The sequence below is a fragment of the Ancylobacter novellus DSM 506 genome, from assembly GCF_000092925.1.
Classification (GTDB): domain Bacteria; phylum Pseudomonadota; class Alphaproteobacteria; order Rhizobiales; family Xanthobacteraceae; genus Ancylobacter; species Ancylobacter novellus.
Genome location: NC_014217.1, coordinates 1,298,944 through 1,315,295 on the forward strand (window position 1 = coordinate 1,298,944; position 16,352 = coordinate 1,315,295).

Consider the following 16,352-nt stretch of genomic DNA (forward strand, 5'->3'; position numbering starts at 1 on the left):
GAGCATGCGTCCGGCAGGAAGGGGGCCGCCAGAGAGGCCTTCCCGGCTGACCCGGGAAGATCACCCGGCTCAGCGCGGCAGCCGGGCGATGGCGCGCATGCCGCCCTCGACCGGGGCCAGCGCGAAGCTGCCGCCGAGCGCATCCACCCGCTCGCGAATGCCGAGCAGGCCGTAGCCGTCGCCGATCAGGCCGTCATGGCGCGGCGAGCCGTCATCGGTGACGATCAGGGTGATTCCGCCGGTGACATTTTCGGTGACATTTTCGCCGCCACCGGTGGCAGCGTCGGTGTCACCGGTGACATCGATCCGCAGGGTGACATTCTTCGGTGCGCCGTGGCGGATGGCGTTGGTCACGCACTCCTGAGCGATGCGGTAGAGGCTGAGCGCCAGCTCGTCCGGCACGGCGTCGAGGTCGCCGACGAGCTCCAGAGCGAAGCGCACCGACGGCACGCGCGTACGCCAGCCCGCGACCAGCCGCTCCAGCGCCGGGCGCAGACCGAGATCGTCGAGGTCGGGCGGGCGCAGCCGGGAGAGCTCGGCGCGCAGGCTGTCCATCATCTGTCCGGAGATCTCGGCGATGCGCACCCCCTCCTGCGCGGTCGACTCGCCCGACTGGGCGACGGCGGCCGCCAGCGCACGGGTCGCTGTGAGGCATTGGCCGAACTCGTCGTGCAGCTCGCGCGCCAGCGCCCGCCGCTCGCTCTCCTGCACGGTGAACAGGCGCCGCGTCAGCTCCGTCCGGGTGGCCTGCGCCTCCTGAAGCGTCGCCGCGGTGTCGTTCAGCGCCGCGCTCAGACGGTCGAACTCCGCGACGTGCAGGCGCGGCAGGCGCGTGGCGAAGTCGCCGCGCTGCAGCCGCTCGATGCCGCGCAAGATGATGCGGAACGGTGCCAGCAGGCGGATCACCAGCAGGCCGGTAAGAACAGCGCCGCCGATCGCCATGCCCACCGCCACGCGCATGAGGTCGCCGGTGCGTGCCCAGGCGCGGGTGATGATGACGCCGGGATCGGCGATGGCGGTGACGTAGGCGTCGGAGATGTAGCGTGTCCTCACCGGCACGGCGACCGGTTCCGGCACCAGGCCGAGATGCCGGGCCAGCCACGCGAACCATTGCGGGGGCGCGTCAGCCGCCAGATAGGGCCCGCAGCGCCTCTGCACCGGCTGGTCCCGAGGTCCCAGCTCGACGCAGATTCCCGGCGCGATCAGGCTCCAGGCGGGGAATTCCTGCCAGTCGCGGAACACCGGCGTCGGCGCCACGCCGCCGAAGGCGAGGCCCTCGAAGCTCGGCCGGGCGGCCACCGCGTCGGAGACGAGCGTGGCGGTGGTCTGCGCATCCTGGCGGGCGGCGCTGGCCGTGTCCCACAGCACCCAGCCGGCGGCGGCGACGACGGTGAGAAGCCCGGCCGCCAGCACGCGCAGGACCAGCTGGGGCAGGAGCCCGCGCATCACAGCGCCGGAACGAGGCCGGCGCGCTGCGCCTTGAGCACGAGGTCGGCGTCGCCGGAGGCGCCGAGCTTGGCGCGGATCTGCGACAGGTTGTTCTGCACGGTCTTCGACGAGAGGCCCAGATCCTGCGCGATGGCCCGCCCGTTCATGCCGCGCACCAGCAGGAGCAGGATGTCGCGCTCGCGCGGCGTCAGGCCGGCGACATCGTCGTCGAGGGAAGTGCGGGCGAATTCCTGCGCCATGTCGTCCGAGAGCACGCGCCGTCCCGACATCACGGTCTTGATGGCGCGGATGAGCTCGTCCGGCGGACTGCTCTTCGAGACGAAGCCGCGCGCGCCCGCGGCCATCGCCTTCTGGGCGAAGATCGCGCCCTGATGCATCGACACGACGATGATGCGGGCCTGGGCATCGCCGGCGAGGATGGCCTCCGCCGCCGGGAAGCCGCCGCCGCCCGGCATGGACAGGTCCATCAGCACGATGTCCGGCCGATGCTCGGCGAAGGCCGCCCGTGCCGCCTCGCCATCGCCGGCCTCGGCCACGACCGAAAAGCCGGGCTGGCGCCCGAGCAACCGACGATACCCCTCGCGCACGACCGGATGATCGTCGACCAGGAGAATGCGGATCAGGTTCATGGCGCGAGCATATAGCGGGCCGTCGTTGGAACAAACGGTCACCCTGCGGGAGAAGGGCCGAGCAGCCGCAAGAAACGCAGTCGCGTTTTTCCTGACATAAGGTGTGACCAGTGTTTTCCAGCCAGCGCGGGATTCCTTGTTGCGCCGCAACAGAGTTTCGTTCAGGTCCGGTCCATCGTTGCATTCCCGCTCACCAGTCCCGTTGAACACCTTATCTCGGTGTCCACGAACCAGCAGCACGCCAGCATGGCGCCGGGTTACAATAGGGCGTCGGCAGGCGCCGATGAGTTGCGGGTCTCCCGCGAGCAAGAGAAGGATCGGTCGGACTTGGATTTTGACGGTAGAACGTGCATGTTGCGCCGCGCCGCGAATGGCGATCATGTGGCGATCGCGGGATTGGCGGTGACTCCCATGGCGAATTCTCCGTGCCCTGCGAGAACATGTCCGGTCCTGCGACATGGGGGAGCAGGTGGTCCAGGTGGCTCAGGCAGCCCACCTCGGCAATCCAGCGGGAGATCATGAGGTTCGGGGCAGGCCATTTTCCAGGGAAGGGCAAGCTCCAGTTGTGGGTTCCGCCCGTCCTGGCGGCACTCGCGGTCGTCCTGATCGTCGTCGTCCAGGGATGGGCCCTCTGGGGAAGGTATCAGGCGATCTGGCAGCTCGAGACCAATTCGGCCGAGAACACGCTTCGCACGATCGCCGCCAACATAGAGAGAAATCTCGATGTCATAGGCCTGGCGTTGGAACGTCTTGCCGCCGGCGCGGTGGACCCCTCCATATCTGCCCTGCCGCCGGAAATCCGCGGCAAGGTACTTTTCGATAGCTCCGTCCGCGCCAGCGGGTTCGGGGCCATGCTGGTGATCGACCCACGCGGGCAGATCTTGGCGGATTCGGCCGCCGATCCGCCGCGCGTCGCCAGCCTCGCCGACCGTGACTACTTCAAGGCCCAGCTCGCCCCGGATGCGGGGCTTTTCGTAAGCGCTCCCTTTCCGAGCCGGATCAGCAATGGCGAACCCTCCGTCGCAATCAGCCGTCGACTTACCGACGCCGATGGGAGGTTCGCGGGCGTTGCCGTCGCGACGGTCCGGGTCTCCTACTTCAGAAGCCTTTTCGAGAATCTAACCCTCCGCCAGGGTCATACGATCGTTCTCCTCAACGCCGACGGCACCCCGATCTACGGCTATCCCGCATCGGATAACGTGGCGGCCGACGGCGCGAGACGGCTGGCGCTTCGAGGCGGTCTTTCCGAAGCCGGCGTTTGGCAGGCCGAAGCCCCGGGCGATGAAGGCGGCAACCGCTATCTGCTTTCCCATCGGATCAGCGGCTACCCGCTCGTCCTGGTCATGGCGATTTCTTCCGTCGGGGCTCTGGAAGGATGGTACCAGCAGCTGGCCGTTTCCGCGGCGGTCGTCCTGTGCACCCTGCTGATCGTCGTGTTCACGATCAGGACGCTGCACCTGGCCCTGCTGCGCAGCCGCGAAATGGAGGCGATGCTCCAACGCCTCTCCCTCACCGACGCCCTTACCGGCCTGCCCAACCGACGTGCGTGCGATCTTATGCTGGCGCACGAGGCCCTGCGGGCAGCGCGGGACAAGACCGAGCTGTCGGTGGCCATGATCGACATCGATTACTTCAAGCGGGTCAATGACCGATATGGCCACCAGATCGGCGATCGGGTGATCGCCCGCGTAGCGGCAACGATCGAGGCGACCGCGCGTCGCGCGGGCGATTATGCTGCGCGCTATGGAGGGGAAGAGTTCATGTTGATCCTGCCGTCGACCGGGGCGGACGGGGCGCTGTTCCTGGCGGAGAGGGTCCGTCGCGCGATCGAGGGTCAGGACTTGCAGGCCGAGGCACCCGGCCTTTCCGGCGTGACGATCAGCATCGGGCTTGCCACCCGAAGCGTCGATGATGCGAGCACCATCGAGGATCTCGTCCAGAAGGCTGACAGGGCATTGTACAACGCCAAGTCGAGTGGTCGGAATAGGGTCGTGGCCGCCTCTGCTCGTGAGGAGCCGGCCGCGGAGTATCGCCGGGTATCGGACCCGGCGTGATATCTGGCCGCGCGCACGGTTCCGATGGCCCGGATGGCCATCGAGACGCCTCGCGGGGCACCTTCAGGCCTTGTCTCTTGACGCAAGGGCAGACGCCTCGCTAATGGTATCCAAATCCGGCAGGTTTGTGGTACCGTCAGCGGCGTGCCGGCGCGGCAGGACGAGTTCTCCCACCGGTTCATGGCGAAGCCGCAGGGCCGCCGGGCGCATGCCGGGACCTGACCGGAGATTGCTGCCTGGAAGAGGGCACATGCCTGAAGATCGCCGATTGGCCAAGAGGTCGCGCGATCGCGCCTTCGTACCGTCCGGATTGGCGCTAACCGATCGACAAGCATCCTCATGGTGCTCTATGTCACACGGGGTACCGATGGGAGCCTGTGCGGGCGGGAGCATTGCCTGGTGACCAAGGCGACGATCCAGGGGCTGAGCTTCGTCGTCCTCGTCATTGGGGTGACGGCGGCCTTCCTCTGGCTTCTGCTTCCTTACTACGGTGCCATTCTTTGGGCCGTCATCCTGGCGATCCTGTTTGATCCGCTGCGCCGGCGCCTGGAGGCCCGACTAGGTGGATGTCGCAATCTTGCGGCGGCGCTCAGCGTCCTGGCCTGCATCTGCATAGTCGTCATTCCCGGTGCGGCGATCCTCGCCTCTCTGGCCCAGGAGGCAGCCAGCCTTTACAACCGGATCAACACGCGGGAATTCGATCTCGCGACCCTGCTCGGGGAGATCCAGGGCGCGCTTCCACCCTTCGTCGAGAAGGCGTTCGCCACGCTGAATCTGGGCGACTTCGTCGAAATCCGGACCAGGCTGACGTCCTTCCTGATGTACGCCAGCCAGGAGGTCGCCACGCGCGCCCTCAGCATCGGCCAGAACACAGCACAGTTCTTCGTTAGCCTCGGCGTGATGCTGTACCTCCTGTTCTTCCTGTTTCGCGACGGCAGGCTATTGGCGAACCTGATCCGGAAGGCCAGCCCGCTCAGCGGTCGCCACACCGATCATATCCTCGAAAAATTCTCGTCCGTCGTCGCCGCGACGGTCAAGGGCAACATCATCATAGCGGCGATCCAGGGCGGGATCGGCGGCATTGCGTTTTGGATGCTCGGCATTCAGGCGGCGCTCCTGTGGGGTGTGCTCATGGCGTTCTTGTCGCTTCTTCCTGCGATCGGCGCGGCGCTCGTATGGGTCCCGGTGGCCGTCTATTTCCTGCTCGCGGCCGACTATTTCAGAGGGGTCGTGCTTTTTGCGGTCGGGGTGCTGGTCATCAGCACGGTCGACAACCTGCTGCGCCCGCCTCTGGTCGGCCGGGGAACGCGCCTGCCGGACTATGTCGTCCTCATATCGACGGTGGGTGGCCTCTCGGTGATCGGCATGAACGGCTTCGTCATCGGCCCCCTGATCGCCGCGCTGTTCATTGCCGTCTGGTCGCTGTTCTCCGAGGAGCAGCTGCATTCCTGAACCGCTTCACACCATGAGACTCGAAGCCGCGAGGTCCGTCGCCTCGGCAAGGTCGGCATCTGGCATGACGCGGCAAGGCTTCCGATCCATGCTATTGTCTGATCGATCATGGTGACCGTGCTGAAAGACAAGCTCATCGACGTGCTCAAGGCCGTCGCGCCGCTCGTCGGGCTCGTCAGCATGCTGCAGGTCACGATCGTCCACGCCCCGCTCGACCTGTTCCTCCAGTTTCTCGCCGGCTCGATCCTCGCCGTCTTCGGCATGCTGCTGCTTTTTGTCGGCGTCGACCTCGGCGTCCTGCCGATGGGACGCTTCATCGGCGCCGAACTGCCGAAGAAGGGGTCGATCATGCTGATCGTCGCCGTGAGCTTCGCCCTCGGTTTCGCGACGACGGTCGCCGAACCCGACGTGCTGGTTCTGGCCTCGCAGGTCGACGCGGTTTCTGGGCGCGCGATCGCCGGCTCGGCGATCCTCTACCTCATTGCGGTCGGGGTCGCGGGCTTCGCCGCCATGGCTATGGGCCGCATCATTCTGGGGTGGTCCCTGCGGCTTATGCTGACCGTCGCCTATGGCCTGGTCGTCGCCCTGTCGCTCCTCGCTCCGGGGGAGGTCGTGCCATTGGCGTTCGATGCCGGCAGCGTGACGACGGGGGTCCTCTCCGGGCCCGTCGTGATTGCTCTCGCCATCGGGTTGAGCTCGGTGCTGGCGGGACGCTCTGCGGTGTCCGACGGTTTCGGGCTTCTCGGATTCGCCTCCGTCGGTCCGATCATCGCCGTGCTGCTGGTCGGGATGTGGCTATGGTGACCGGAGCATGGGCCGCGGAGATCAAGGCTACCGCCCTGAGCGTGACGATCGCCATCGTGCCGCTCGTCCTGCTCTTCTTGCTCGTTCAGGTCTTCCTGCTGAAATTGCCGCAACGGGAGGTCGCCGATATCCTCAAGGGAACAGCGATCGCGGCAGGGGGGCTTTTCCTGTTTTTGCTTGGCATCGGCATCGGTTTCCTGCCCTTCGGCAGGGCCGTGGGTGCGGCTCTCGGCGCATTGGACCGAACCTGGCTGTTCGTGCTCGGCGGGCTTCTGCTCGGGCTGTTCACGGCATGGGGAGAGCCCGCGGTGCGCATTCTCGCCGATCAGGTGGAGCAGGCCTCGAGCGGCTCCATTCCCGGATCGCTTGTACTGTGGGCGATCTGCGTCGGCGTCGCTCTCTGGGTCGGTCTGGGCATGTTCAGAATTGCCTACGGGATTCCGCTATTATACCTGCTCGTGCCGGGCTATCTGCTGGCCATCGGCCTGATGTGGCTCAGCGACAGGGATTTCGTCGCGATTGCCGTGGATGCCGGCGGCGTCGCGACCGGGCCGCTGGCCAATAGCTTCCTCCTGGCTCTGGCACTTGGCGCCTCTGCGTCGATGGGGGATCAGGATCCCATCGTCCACGGCTTCGGCTTCGTCGCGCTGATCGCCCTGGCGCCGATCATATCCGTCATGGTGCTCGGGCTCTTCGTCCGGCTGAAGACCCGCACCTAGGAGTGACTCCAATGCAACCAGCCTCGACGCAACCAGCCCCGATGCAGAGCCCGTGCCTGATCGTCACCATCGTGCGCAAAGGCTGGGGCGACACCGTCCTGAAGGCCACGATGGACGCGGGCGCCCATGGCGGCACGGTCCTGTTCGGGCGCGGCGTCGGGCGCAACGAGCAGCAGCACGTCTTCGGTATCCAGATCGAGCCGGAAAAGGAAATCGTCCTGACCGTCGTGCCGGCGGATCTGAAGGAGGTGATGCTTGAGGAGATCGTGCGTGCCGCGGAACTGACTATGCCCGGTAACGGCCTCGCCTTCGTCGTCCCGGTCGATAAAGTGGCCGGCATCGTGCATCTGGTCGAGGAACGCCCCTCGTGATCCAAGCCGCGCGGCCGACCGGGAATCGATCGCCGCATCGGTAGAACCCAGCTATGCAATCGGTCGCGGATGGGTATCGTCGCAGCATGTCCGCGACGTCCCCCGCCCCGCTCGTCGATGAGCCCTACCGGCAGAGCGCCGACGAGATCATCGCCATCCTGGAGACGCGGCGCCAGTCCGGCCTCAGCCGGACGGAGGCGGCGTGGCGCCTGGCGCATTATGGCCGCAACGAGCTCGATGCGGTGCCGCCGCGTCCGCAATGGCTGAAGTTCCTCGACCAGTTCACCGACGTGCTGGTGCTCCTGCTGCTCGTCGCGGCGATGGTTTCCGCCGCGATCTGGCTGCAGGAGCGAGACACGGCGCTCCCCTATGAGGCCCTGGCGATCTTCGCCATCGTGATCCTCAACGCCCTGATGGGCTACATTCAGGAAGCCCGGGCGGAGCAAGCTGCGGCGGCGCTGCGGCAAATGTCGGCCACACATTCGACCGTCATCCGCGACGGCGATAGGCGAAGCATCCCGGCGGCCGAGCTCGTGCCCGGCGACATCGTCCTGATTGCGGAGGGCAATACCATCCCCGCCGATGCGCGGCTGATCGAATCGACCTCCCTGCAGACGGTGGAAGCCGCGCTCACCGGCGAGAGCCTCCCGGTTTCGAAGGACATCGCCGTCCTCTCCGGCACGCCCGAGCTCGGCGACCAGCACAACATGGTCTTTAGCGGAACCGCGGCGGTTTATGGCCATGGCAGCGCCGTCGTGACCGCGACCGGGATGCGGACCGCCATGGGGCGCATCGCCGGCATGCTGGAAAAGGCGCCGGACGAGATCACGCCGCTGCAGCGGGAACTCGGTCGGGTCGGGAAGACGCTGGCGGTCACCGTCGTTCTCATCGCCCTCGCGATGATCGGCACGATCTTCCTCGTCAGCGATATCCACGGCTTCGCCGAGATATTCGACGTGCTGATCCTCGGCGTCGCGCTGGCCGTCGCCGCGGTGCCGGAGGGACTGCCGGCGGTGGTCACCGCCGTGCTGTCGCTCGGCATGCAACGCATGGCGAAGAACAAGGCCATCATCCGCCGGCTGGCGGCGGTGGAGACGCTCGGCTCGGCGACGGTCATCGCCTCCGACAAGACCGGCACGCTGACCCGAAACGAGATGACGGTGCGCCGGGTCGTGACGGCGAGCGGGAGCGCAAATCTGTCGGGGACCGGTTATGCGCCGCATGGCGACATAGAGTTCGTCGGGTCGCCATCGCCCGACGCACCGTTGCAGCTCGAGCTCATGCGCGCGCTGACCGCCGCCGAACGGGCCAATAATGCGGTGCTGCAGGAGCGCAACGGCAACTGGACCGTCCAGGGGGATCCGACGGAGGGCGCCCTGCTCGTTGCGGCGCGCAAGGCCGGTCTGTTCCCGGAGGCCCTCGATGCGCGCTTCGCGCGGGTTGGCGAAGTGCCGTTTTCCTCCGAACGCAAGCTGATGAGCACGGTCCACACGGATGCCGAGCAGTCCGAGCGTCTGATCGCGGTGACCAAGGGGGCGCCTGATATCCTGCTGGCGCGCTGCACCCGTGAGCTTGTCGGCCGGGACGCCGTCGCGCTCACCGAGGCGCGCAGGGCCGAGATCATGGCGAGCAATGACGCGCTCGCCCATGAGGCGCTGAGGACGCTCGCCGTCGCCTTCCGCTCGCTGCCGGCCGAGCACGCTGACCATGGCGCCTTCGCGGAGGATGTGGAACACGATCTCGTCTTTCTCGGCCTGATCGGGCTGATCGACCCGCCGCGCCAGGAAGCGCGGGAAGCCGTCGCGCGGGCGCAGTCGGCGGGCATACGCTGCATCATGATCACTGGCGATCATCCGGTGACCGCGGCGATCATCGCCGCCGAGCTCGGCATCATCTCTGACGGCCGCGCCGTCACCGGCGCCGAGCTTGCGGCGATGACCGAGGCCGAGCTCGACCGGACCGTCCGGGAGGTCTGCGTCTATGCCAGGGTCAATCCCGAGCACAAGCTGGGGATCGTCAAGGCGTTGCAGCGCGGGGGAGAGACGGTCGCCATGACCGGCGATGGCGTCAACGACGCTCCCGCGCTGAAAGCCGCCGACATCGGTGTCGCCATGGGCATCACCGGCACCGACGTCTCCAAGGAGGCGGCCGACTTGGTGCTGGCGGACGACAACTTCGCCACCATCGTCGCCGCCGTGGAAGAGGGGCGGGCGATCTTCGCCAACATCAGGAAGTTTCTGCGCTACCTCTTGTCGTCAAACATCGGCGAGGTCATGACCATGTTCTTCGGCATCCTCCTCGCCGACGTCATCGGATTGGCCAGCACGGCCGCCAGCGGCATCGCGCTGCCGCTTCTCGCCACGCAGATCCTCTGGATCAACCTCGTCACCGACGGGGCGCCGGCGCTGGCGCTCGGCATCGATCCCGCCGACGAGGATGGGATGCACCGGCCGCCCCGCCCGCGCGGCGAGGGCGTCATCACGGGACAGATGTGGGCCGGCATTTTCCTGGTCGGCGCGATCATGGCGGTCGGCACGCTGTTCGTGCTCGACGCCGCGCTGCCCGGGGGACTGATCGAAGGCTCGGGCACTCTCGCCTATGGCCGGACCATGGCCTTCACGACGCTCGTGATGTTCCAGCTGTTCAACGTCTTCAACGCGCGCTCCGACGATCGCAGCGCCTTTCACGGCCTCTTCACCAATCGCTGGCTCTGGAGCGCGGTCGTGCTTTCACTGCTGCTGCACGCTTTCGTGGTTTACACGCCCCTCCTTCAGCAGGCGTTCTCGACCGTCGGCCTTGGCGCCGGAGACTGGCTGTTTTGTGCGGCGGTCTCAAGTTCGGTCTTGTGGCTCCGCGAATTGAGCAAGATCATGATGGCCCCCGCCGATGTTCCGAACGGCCAGTATGATCGTTCACCACTCCGATAGGAGACTGTTCCGCCGCGGGCGGGCGCTCATTCCGCACATGCAACGCGTCACGACGGCTGCCGAACGGCAAGAATGGAGGAGGCGCACGTCACCGAAGGAAGGCTGATACGCCCCACTTTTTTGCAGCTCTTTTTTGTGAGCTATGTGGGCTAAGAGTGGATGAAATTGCTCATCGATGTTATATCCATTTCGTCAAGAGAGTCGGTGACCGCGGGTATCGATTCCGATGGGTTTGAGAATGAAATTATCGTTCTCAAATTTAGGAATGAGAATTTCGCCGGTTTCCGATACATACATCGGAACGATATAGGCGACGCTTGCATTATCATTCGAAGCGAGCTTAATCGTTTCTTTGGATTCTTGAGTCATATTGCCTGTCAGATAAATGATATCTGCCATGTTCATAGCTCCGCGTGAGGGGTCGTGAATGTGCTGTGACACCACGCTGGCTGCCACCAGCGTGGTGTTTTCTTTTGCCGAATTGTTTGGGTTCAATCTCGATTCACCTCCATCGTCGGTTGCAGTTAACTGCACAAAAACGCCCACTCGTCGTTTGACGAGTGTGTAGCGGTACCCAAAGGATGCCGCTGATGTCCTCATAAGTAACTGTAATAGCTATATAAATATTCGGAGAATGCCGCGGCGTCCGCCGATTGCCCGCCGATTGCCCGCCGAAGTCTGCCGCAGGTTCGTCCCCTGAAGTGTGCCGCAGCCTGAGGCACACTTCAGGGACCAAAGAAAAACCCTCGGCCCAAGCCGAGGGTCCCAGTGCTTGAAGATGAGTGGGGATTGAGAGGTTCGGCTACCCGTCGAGCCGGGAAACACCATCCGCAACGACGAGCCTTTCGTAGAAGGTCGCGTGCACCGCCTCCGGGTCGAATGCGGGTTCGATCCCTCTGTCATCGAGGATATTCGCGAGCTTCCGGAAGTGGACGCCGCTTTCCTTGGCGAGCGAGTGGAGATTCACGAACCGCTTCGTGAAGCGATCGAGCTCTTGTTCTGAAACCACTCGCTGCTTCAAGCGGGACACGGGGTGGACGACGACGCTCGCGCCCAGGTGACCGAGTTCAATCAGAGCCGCCACGACCCGTGTCGAAGACCTCAGCATCTGCTCGACCTCCCTGAGCGACAGGGTACCTTCGGTCCGTTCGTACAGCAGGTCCTTGACCTCGTCGGGATCCACCATCACCGAGAGATAGCCGGCGACGTCGGGACGGTACCGAACCCGCGTCAGCCGTCGGCGCAGCAAGAGCTCGACCACCTTCATGGCGGAGCAGGTCGCCCTCTGCGCGGCAGCGGAAATCGGCAGGAACCCGTCGTCACCGGGAGCCAATTCGCTAGCATCGATCAGCAGCCGGTCGAGGAACGCGTCGAGGTCGCGTTTTGCGAAGGCGTGATCCTTGAGGACCTCGGTGCCGCCCATGACGAAGGGGCGGATATGTCCCGCCTCGAAAAGATGTCTCTCTTGCGGGCGAGGGATGTTCAGATATTCACGCGCTTCGTTGAGCGACATTGCTTCCGTAATGCGATCGAGGAAGCCGTGAGCTTCGTCGGCGTCGAAGACGATACGCTCGTCGGAGAGTGCAAGCACTTCAGCCGGGATATGGCCAGCTGCGTGGAGAAGTTTCCGCAGCCGCTTGGGGTGGGCACCCGTCTCCAATGAAGCCGAACGCACGGAGTGGAGGCGCCGGATCGTCACCTCTCGGCCGAAGATCTGGTCTCCCGGTCCAACCGGCATGGTCTCGATCACATGCTTCCGGATGATATCCCGGAGCGGATCGTAGGCGGGATCGCTGGTTTCATGGGCGAGCCACTCATAGAGGCGGCCAAAGACCGACCGGGGGCCCCAGTCGCCCTTGCGCTGCTGGAAGCCGTCCTGAAGGCGCGTCAGCAAGCTCCGGATGCCTGCCTCTCCCGCTGCAGCGATGTCATACCCGACCGCCCCGGCCTCATGCCAATCCGCATCGGAGAGGGCGTCCGCGACGAAGCTGATACCGCGGCGGCGACGGCGCCGAGGATCTCGCACGCCTTCGCGGCGGCATAAAAGGGCAGGGTGCTCAGCCAGAGCGCTTCACCATATCCCGGGTTCTTGAGGCGCCCAGCAAGATGATCCTCCAAGGGAGACCAACGTCGCCGCGGCGCTTCGCTGGCCAGACGATGGATATCCGACAGACTCGACTGAACCAGCATGGCGAAGTCGTGGACGCGATGAGGATGGTCGTCGTTCGAGACTGCAACCAGTGCGATACCGTGCTCGCGGCAAGTACGGATCGGCTCGATCTGCCAGAGCAGGCGACCGTAGGGGCGGGTTCGCTCCGGTCCCCGGCCGGACTCGATATCCTGCGAAAGGCAGCGCGGGCAGACCCGCAGCGTCTTGCGGCTCAGGCTTTCCCGCACCAGGATCTGCTCACCGATCATGTAGCGGCGCTCGGCGACTTTTACCGCCGCGGTCGCTGCCAGGAGATCGACGTTCGCCCGGCAACGGTCGGCCAAGGCCTCGAGTGCGGACGGAGTGCCGTCGACGACATTCTGGAACGTGAACCCAGCGTCCCGGCAGAAGTCGCGGGCGGTGCGGCCGACGAGCAGAGCGTTGCGCGAGCAGAGGCTCGCGGGCGTCTCGTCGTTAGCCAGCGCGACGGTCATCTGGATGGGAAGCTGGGTCATTTGTTCCTCGTATCGCGCGGAGCCCGGGGCTTCTTCTTTTTGTCCTTCACCGTGCTGTCGGCCGGATCCTTGCGCTGAAGGCCCTCGCGGGGATCGATCAGGTGCCAGTCCAGGGTGGACGCGGTGAAAATGTTGCGATCGGGAACGCAGCCGGTGCGTGCGGCGAAGGCGGCCGCGAAATGCTCGACCTCAAGTGCGCTCGAGCCGAGCAGCACAGCATGCCGGATCGCATCCTGCACAAGCTCGATAACGACGCCCAACCGATACATGGCAGCGTGGAGCAGACGCGCGACGAATTCGTCATCGGCCAATGACCCGATCGAGAGACTTGCCTTCTCGGCGCCGTAGAACGCGACGAGGCGGCGTACCAGCGACACATCCCGCTCGAGGGTGAGATCTTCGAAAGTCACGTGACGGGTGCGGCGCCAGATCTGTTCGTCACCGGAAAGCATGGTCGCAACGGCAGGAAGACCCGACAGGATCAGCCAGACAGGCCACTGCCGATGCTGCATCAACCCCTTGAGGGTGTCCTGCACCTTCGCAATTTCGAGCTGGTTCCGGGATTGGAGAACATGCTGAAGTTCGTCGATGTGCAGGAAGCGAACGCCCCGAAGCTCGAGCTGATGATGGACGAGGTCCCAGACCACATTCTCCTTCAGCTCCCGGGTCGTTTCATAGCCGAGTGCCGCCAGCACGCTCATGCCCAGGAGACGGAGCGTGCAGGGCGAGGGGGCCGTAACCGAGATCAGCATGCAGTCGCTGTTCGGGGCGCCATATCCCGCGAACTCCTCACGCTTGAGGAAGTGACGGTCCAACGTTCTCGACTTTCCGGTGCCGGATTCCCCGACAATCGTAAGCGCCCGGCCTTCCCGGAGCCGCCCGACGCGACGGGCAGCATCGCTGTTGCCGGCGTCCTCGGAAAGAAGGAAGGCGTCGACGAGATTGTCGAGCTCTGCCTCGAGCAGCCGGTCGCTCGACGTCCCGAAATAAGCGGAGAGGACACTCGCCATGACGTCGCCGCCGCGGGCGCGCCGCTCCGACTGAAGACGACGCATGCGGGCAATGGCATCCTCGTGGGTGACGAGATCAGGAACAGTCGTGTCCATGATCAGTCCTCCACGAAGAAATCGTCATCACCGACGTCGTTCGCCGGGGCACCCGTCGCGCTTCCTCCGATTTCCTCGAAGGCGTGCACATCCGCCGTGTCGGTGACCTTGTCACCCAGCGTGTGCTCGTCGAGAACGACAGGGCCGCCTTCGGGACCGCGCGCGAACTCGAAACTGTGGAAGTGGCTGCGCTCGAAAGCGTCGATGTCGGCCGACGCCAGGAGCGGAGACGCGATGCCCGCCCGCTTCGTTGCAGCATCGGACATCTCCTGGATGTCCTGCAGCGCCTGGAAGACGATCGGTTCGGACAGCTTGGCCATGTTCGCGTTCGTGCGACGCAAGCTGCGCTCCGCTTCGAGCCAGCGCGTCACGGAGACGCCGTCGAAGCCGGGGCGCTGGCAGGGGACCGTCAGCCAACCTTCGTTCGTGCGGACCGAAACGTAGCCCAGATCGGCGGGATTGATGCGGACGAGAACGGGCTTCAGCCGGGCGTCCCTACGCAGGCGCTGAAGTTCGAGACTCTGATAGCGCAGGCCGAGAACGCGGACGCCCTCGTTCCCGATCTTCCGCTCGATGGTGACGCCGAAAATGTGACGGCTCACGTCGACGTCCGGCGGCGGCATCACGCGATACGTCTTGGACAGACGCAGCCAGGCATTGCGAGGCGTCTCCCCTCCAAGGCCAGCATGCGGCGTATTATGGTACACGTCGACGATCCAGCGGACGATCATCCGGCCGATCTCCGCGACATCGAGAACGGCGCGTGCCTCAGAATCATAGTCGCCCTTGATCACCACATTCTCGAACGTCTGTCCGTCGATCCGCGAGAACAGGCCCTTGTTCATCGAGCGGAAGAACCGTTCGTTCCGGGCCCGCATCTGCGGCATGCCCGCGGGCGGGAAGATCACCTCCGAGCCGAGGTCCGTATTCGCCGCCCAGTACTCGTGGCTAAGGAACTGGGAGCCGGAGTCCTGCGCCGCCGTTTCGAGCGTTCCGCACATGTCCCAGGGCGTGGAGCATCCGGCCGCGGCGGCGTAAGCCGACTTGTCATTCACCGCCATTTCGAGCGTGGCGACGGCCGTCGAGGCCGACAGCTTCTCAACGAGAAGGGCCGCAACGCAACAACGAGTGGCGGCGTCGACCGCGACGGAGAGCCAGTAGCGGGCCCGTCCGATCTCAGCCCGTTCTTCCGGCGACAGCTGGGCCCAGAGGCCCGCATCCATCAGGATCGCCTGGAGCGGGATCTTGCTCTCATCGAACTCGAGGCGCTCGAAGGGCCGGATGACATCCAACCCACCGCGGACGATGTAGAACTTCTTGCGAGCGGCTTCAGGCGAGGTCCGACCCGCTTCGACATGGAACGGGTCGAGGGCGTCGATGACGTGCTCGAAGGCCTTGCGGCTCGGCTTAACGAGACGGCGCTGACCACCCTTCTTCCGGTCTGCATTACGCTTTTCGATTTCGCCGTGCAGATCCCTGAGCAGGCTTGCCTTGGTGGGCCTGCGACTGCTCGCATACTTCTCGGCGAATTCCTGCATCAACGCCTTCTCATCGGCGCCGAGGCGCGTGGTGTGGCGGTCACCGCAGCGGTGGTACGCGTCGACGAGGGCCATTGCGTTGTAGCCGCACGCCTCATAACGGCGGAGCCACCTGCGCAGCGTCCTCGGGCTCGGAGGACGCTTTACCGCGACGTCCGCACTGCCGCAGCGTCCGTTAGCGAACTGAGTGGCGAGGAGCTTGGCCATGATGTTGGCGATTGCCATTGCCATGGAGCTGTCGGAACGATTTGCGGCGCCCTCGGATTCCATACGCAGGAAACCGTCGCAGATCGACTTCTGCCAGAGGACCTTGATCTGCTGGTCATTGCTCAGGTCAGTGATCCGGGAAACGTCCCCGGGCGACTGCAGCTTCGCCTTCGTCGCCAGATAGAAGCCCCGGCTGATGCTGACGCGCCCCTCGCGCCGCAGGGTCTCGAACTCGTCGTGGCTGAAGCGCTCACAGAGATTGGGATTGTCGACGCGACGCAGTACGTGGCCGGATTCATCATCCGAGACCGGCACATAGTCGATCTCCCGGTCCACGGTGACCTTGTCGTGGGCTTCGAGCCTCCAGCGCGGAGTCGGGTAGGCGGCAGGCTCGACATGGATAGTCTGGATGGCATTCGTCATGACAATCTC

Annotated in this window: 13 protein-coding genes; 6 read left to right on the forward strand and 7 right to left on the reverse strand. The window is 65.1% G+C overall.

The window, feature by feature from the left end; all coding sequences use genetic code 11:
• Positions 1-69: 69 nt before the first annotated feature.
• Together SNOV_RS06285 and SNOV_RS24320 are read right to left on the reverse strand one after the other, a co-directional pair.
• A complete protein-coding gene (locus tag SNOV_RS06285; protein WP_013166077.1) occupies positions 70-1,446 on the reverse strand; it encodes a histidine kinase in 1,377 nt (458 codons plus the stop codon).
• Complete coding sequence (locus SNOV_RS24320) at positions 1,446-2,459, reverse strand: response regulator transcription factor (protein ID WP_335328979.1); 1,014 nt, start codon at positions 2,457-2,459, stop codon at positions 1,446-1,448. Before SNOV_RS24320 ends, SNOV_RS06285 begins: the two co-directional genes overlap by 1 nt.
• A 137-nt stretch (positions 2,460-2,596) precedes the next feature.
• Here SNOV_RS24320 and SNOV_RS06295 point away from each other — a divergent pair, with 137 nt between their 5' ends.
• The 6 genes from SNOV_RS06295 to SNOV_RS06320 all read left to right on the forward strand — a co-directional run bounded on the left by SNOV_RS06295 (position 2,597) and on the right by SNOV_RS06320 (position 10,405).
• Positions 2,597-4,132 (forward strand): sensor domain-containing diguanylate cyclase, encoded by a 1,536-nt coding sequence (locus SNOV_RS06295; protein ID WP_013166079.1) that lies wholly within the window; start codon positions 2,597-2,599, stop codon positions 4,130-4,132.
• A gap of 339 nt (positions 4,133-4,471) precedes the next feature.
• Positions 4,472-5,584, forward strand: coding sequence for an AI-2E family transporter (locus tag SNOV_RS06300; RefSeq protein ID WP_013166080.1), 1,113 nt, complete (start codon positions 4,472-4,474; stop codon positions 5,582-5,584).
• 108 nt (positions 5,585-5,692) lie between these two features.
• A complete protein-coding gene (locus SNOV_RS06305) occupies positions 5,693-6,388 on the forward strand; it encodes a DUF1538 domain-containing protein (RefSeq protein ID WP_013166081.1) in 696 nt (231 codons plus the stop codon).
• Complete coding sequence (locus SNOV_RS06310) at positions 6,382-7,107, forward strand: DUF1538 domain-containing protein (protein ID WP_013166082.1); 726 nt, start codon at positions 6,382-6,384, stop codon at positions 7,105-7,107. The genes SNOV_RS06305 and SNOV_RS06310 overlap by 7 nt, the downstream gene beginning before the upstream one ends.
• Positions 7,108-7,148: 41 nt before the next feature.
• On the forward strand, positions 7,149-7,478 hold the full coding sequence (locus SNOV_RS06315) for a P-II family nitrogen regulator (protein ID WP_041782039.1): 330 nt from the start codon (positions 7,149-7,151) through the stop codon (positions 7,476-7,478).
• Positions 7,479-7,564: 86 nt separating this feature from the next.
• Entirely contained in the window at positions 7,565-10,405 is a 2,841-nt protein-coding gene (locus SNOV_RS06320) for a cation-translocating P-type ATPase (protein WP_013166084.1), read from the forward strand.
• Between the two features lie 192 nt (positions 10,406-10,597).
• Here SNOV_RS06320 and SNOV_RS23370 read toward each other — a convergent pair whose 3' ends face one another.
• The 5 genes from SNOV_RS23370 to SNOV_RS06340 form a co-directional block, all read right to left on the reverse strand.
• Entirely contained in the window at positions 10,598-10,900 is a 303-nt protein-coding gene (locus SNOV_RS23370) for a hypothetical protein (protein ID WP_144295954.1), read from the reverse strand.
• Positions 10,901-11,207: 307 nt separating this feature from the next.
• Entirely contained in the window at positions 11,208-12,299 is a 1,092-nt protein-coding gene (locus SNOV_RS06325) for a hypothetical protein (RefSeq protein WP_041782041.1), read from the reverse strand.
• Entirely contained in the window at positions 12,293-13,069 is a 777-nt protein-coding gene (locus SNOV_RS06330; protein WP_041782042.1) for a TniQ family protein, read from the reverse strand. Before SNOV_RS06330 ends, SNOV_RS06325 begins: the two co-directional genes overlap by 7 nt.
• Complete coding sequence (locus tag SNOV_RS06335; RefSeq protein WP_013166086.1) at positions 13,066-14,175, reverse strand: TniB family NTP-binding protein; 1,110 nt, start codon at positions 14,173-14,175, stop codon at positions 13,066-13,068. Before SNOV_RS06335 ends, SNOV_RS06330 begins: the two co-directional genes overlap by 4 nt.
• A 2-nt stretch (positions 14,176-14,177) precedes the next feature.
• Complete coding sequence (locus SNOV_RS06340) at positions 14,178-16,343, reverse strand: Mu transposase C-terminal domain-containing protein (RefSeq protein WP_013166087.1); 2,166 nt, start codon at positions 16,341-16,343, stop codon at positions 14,178-14,180.
• Positions 16,344-16,352 lie beyond the last annotated feature (9 nt).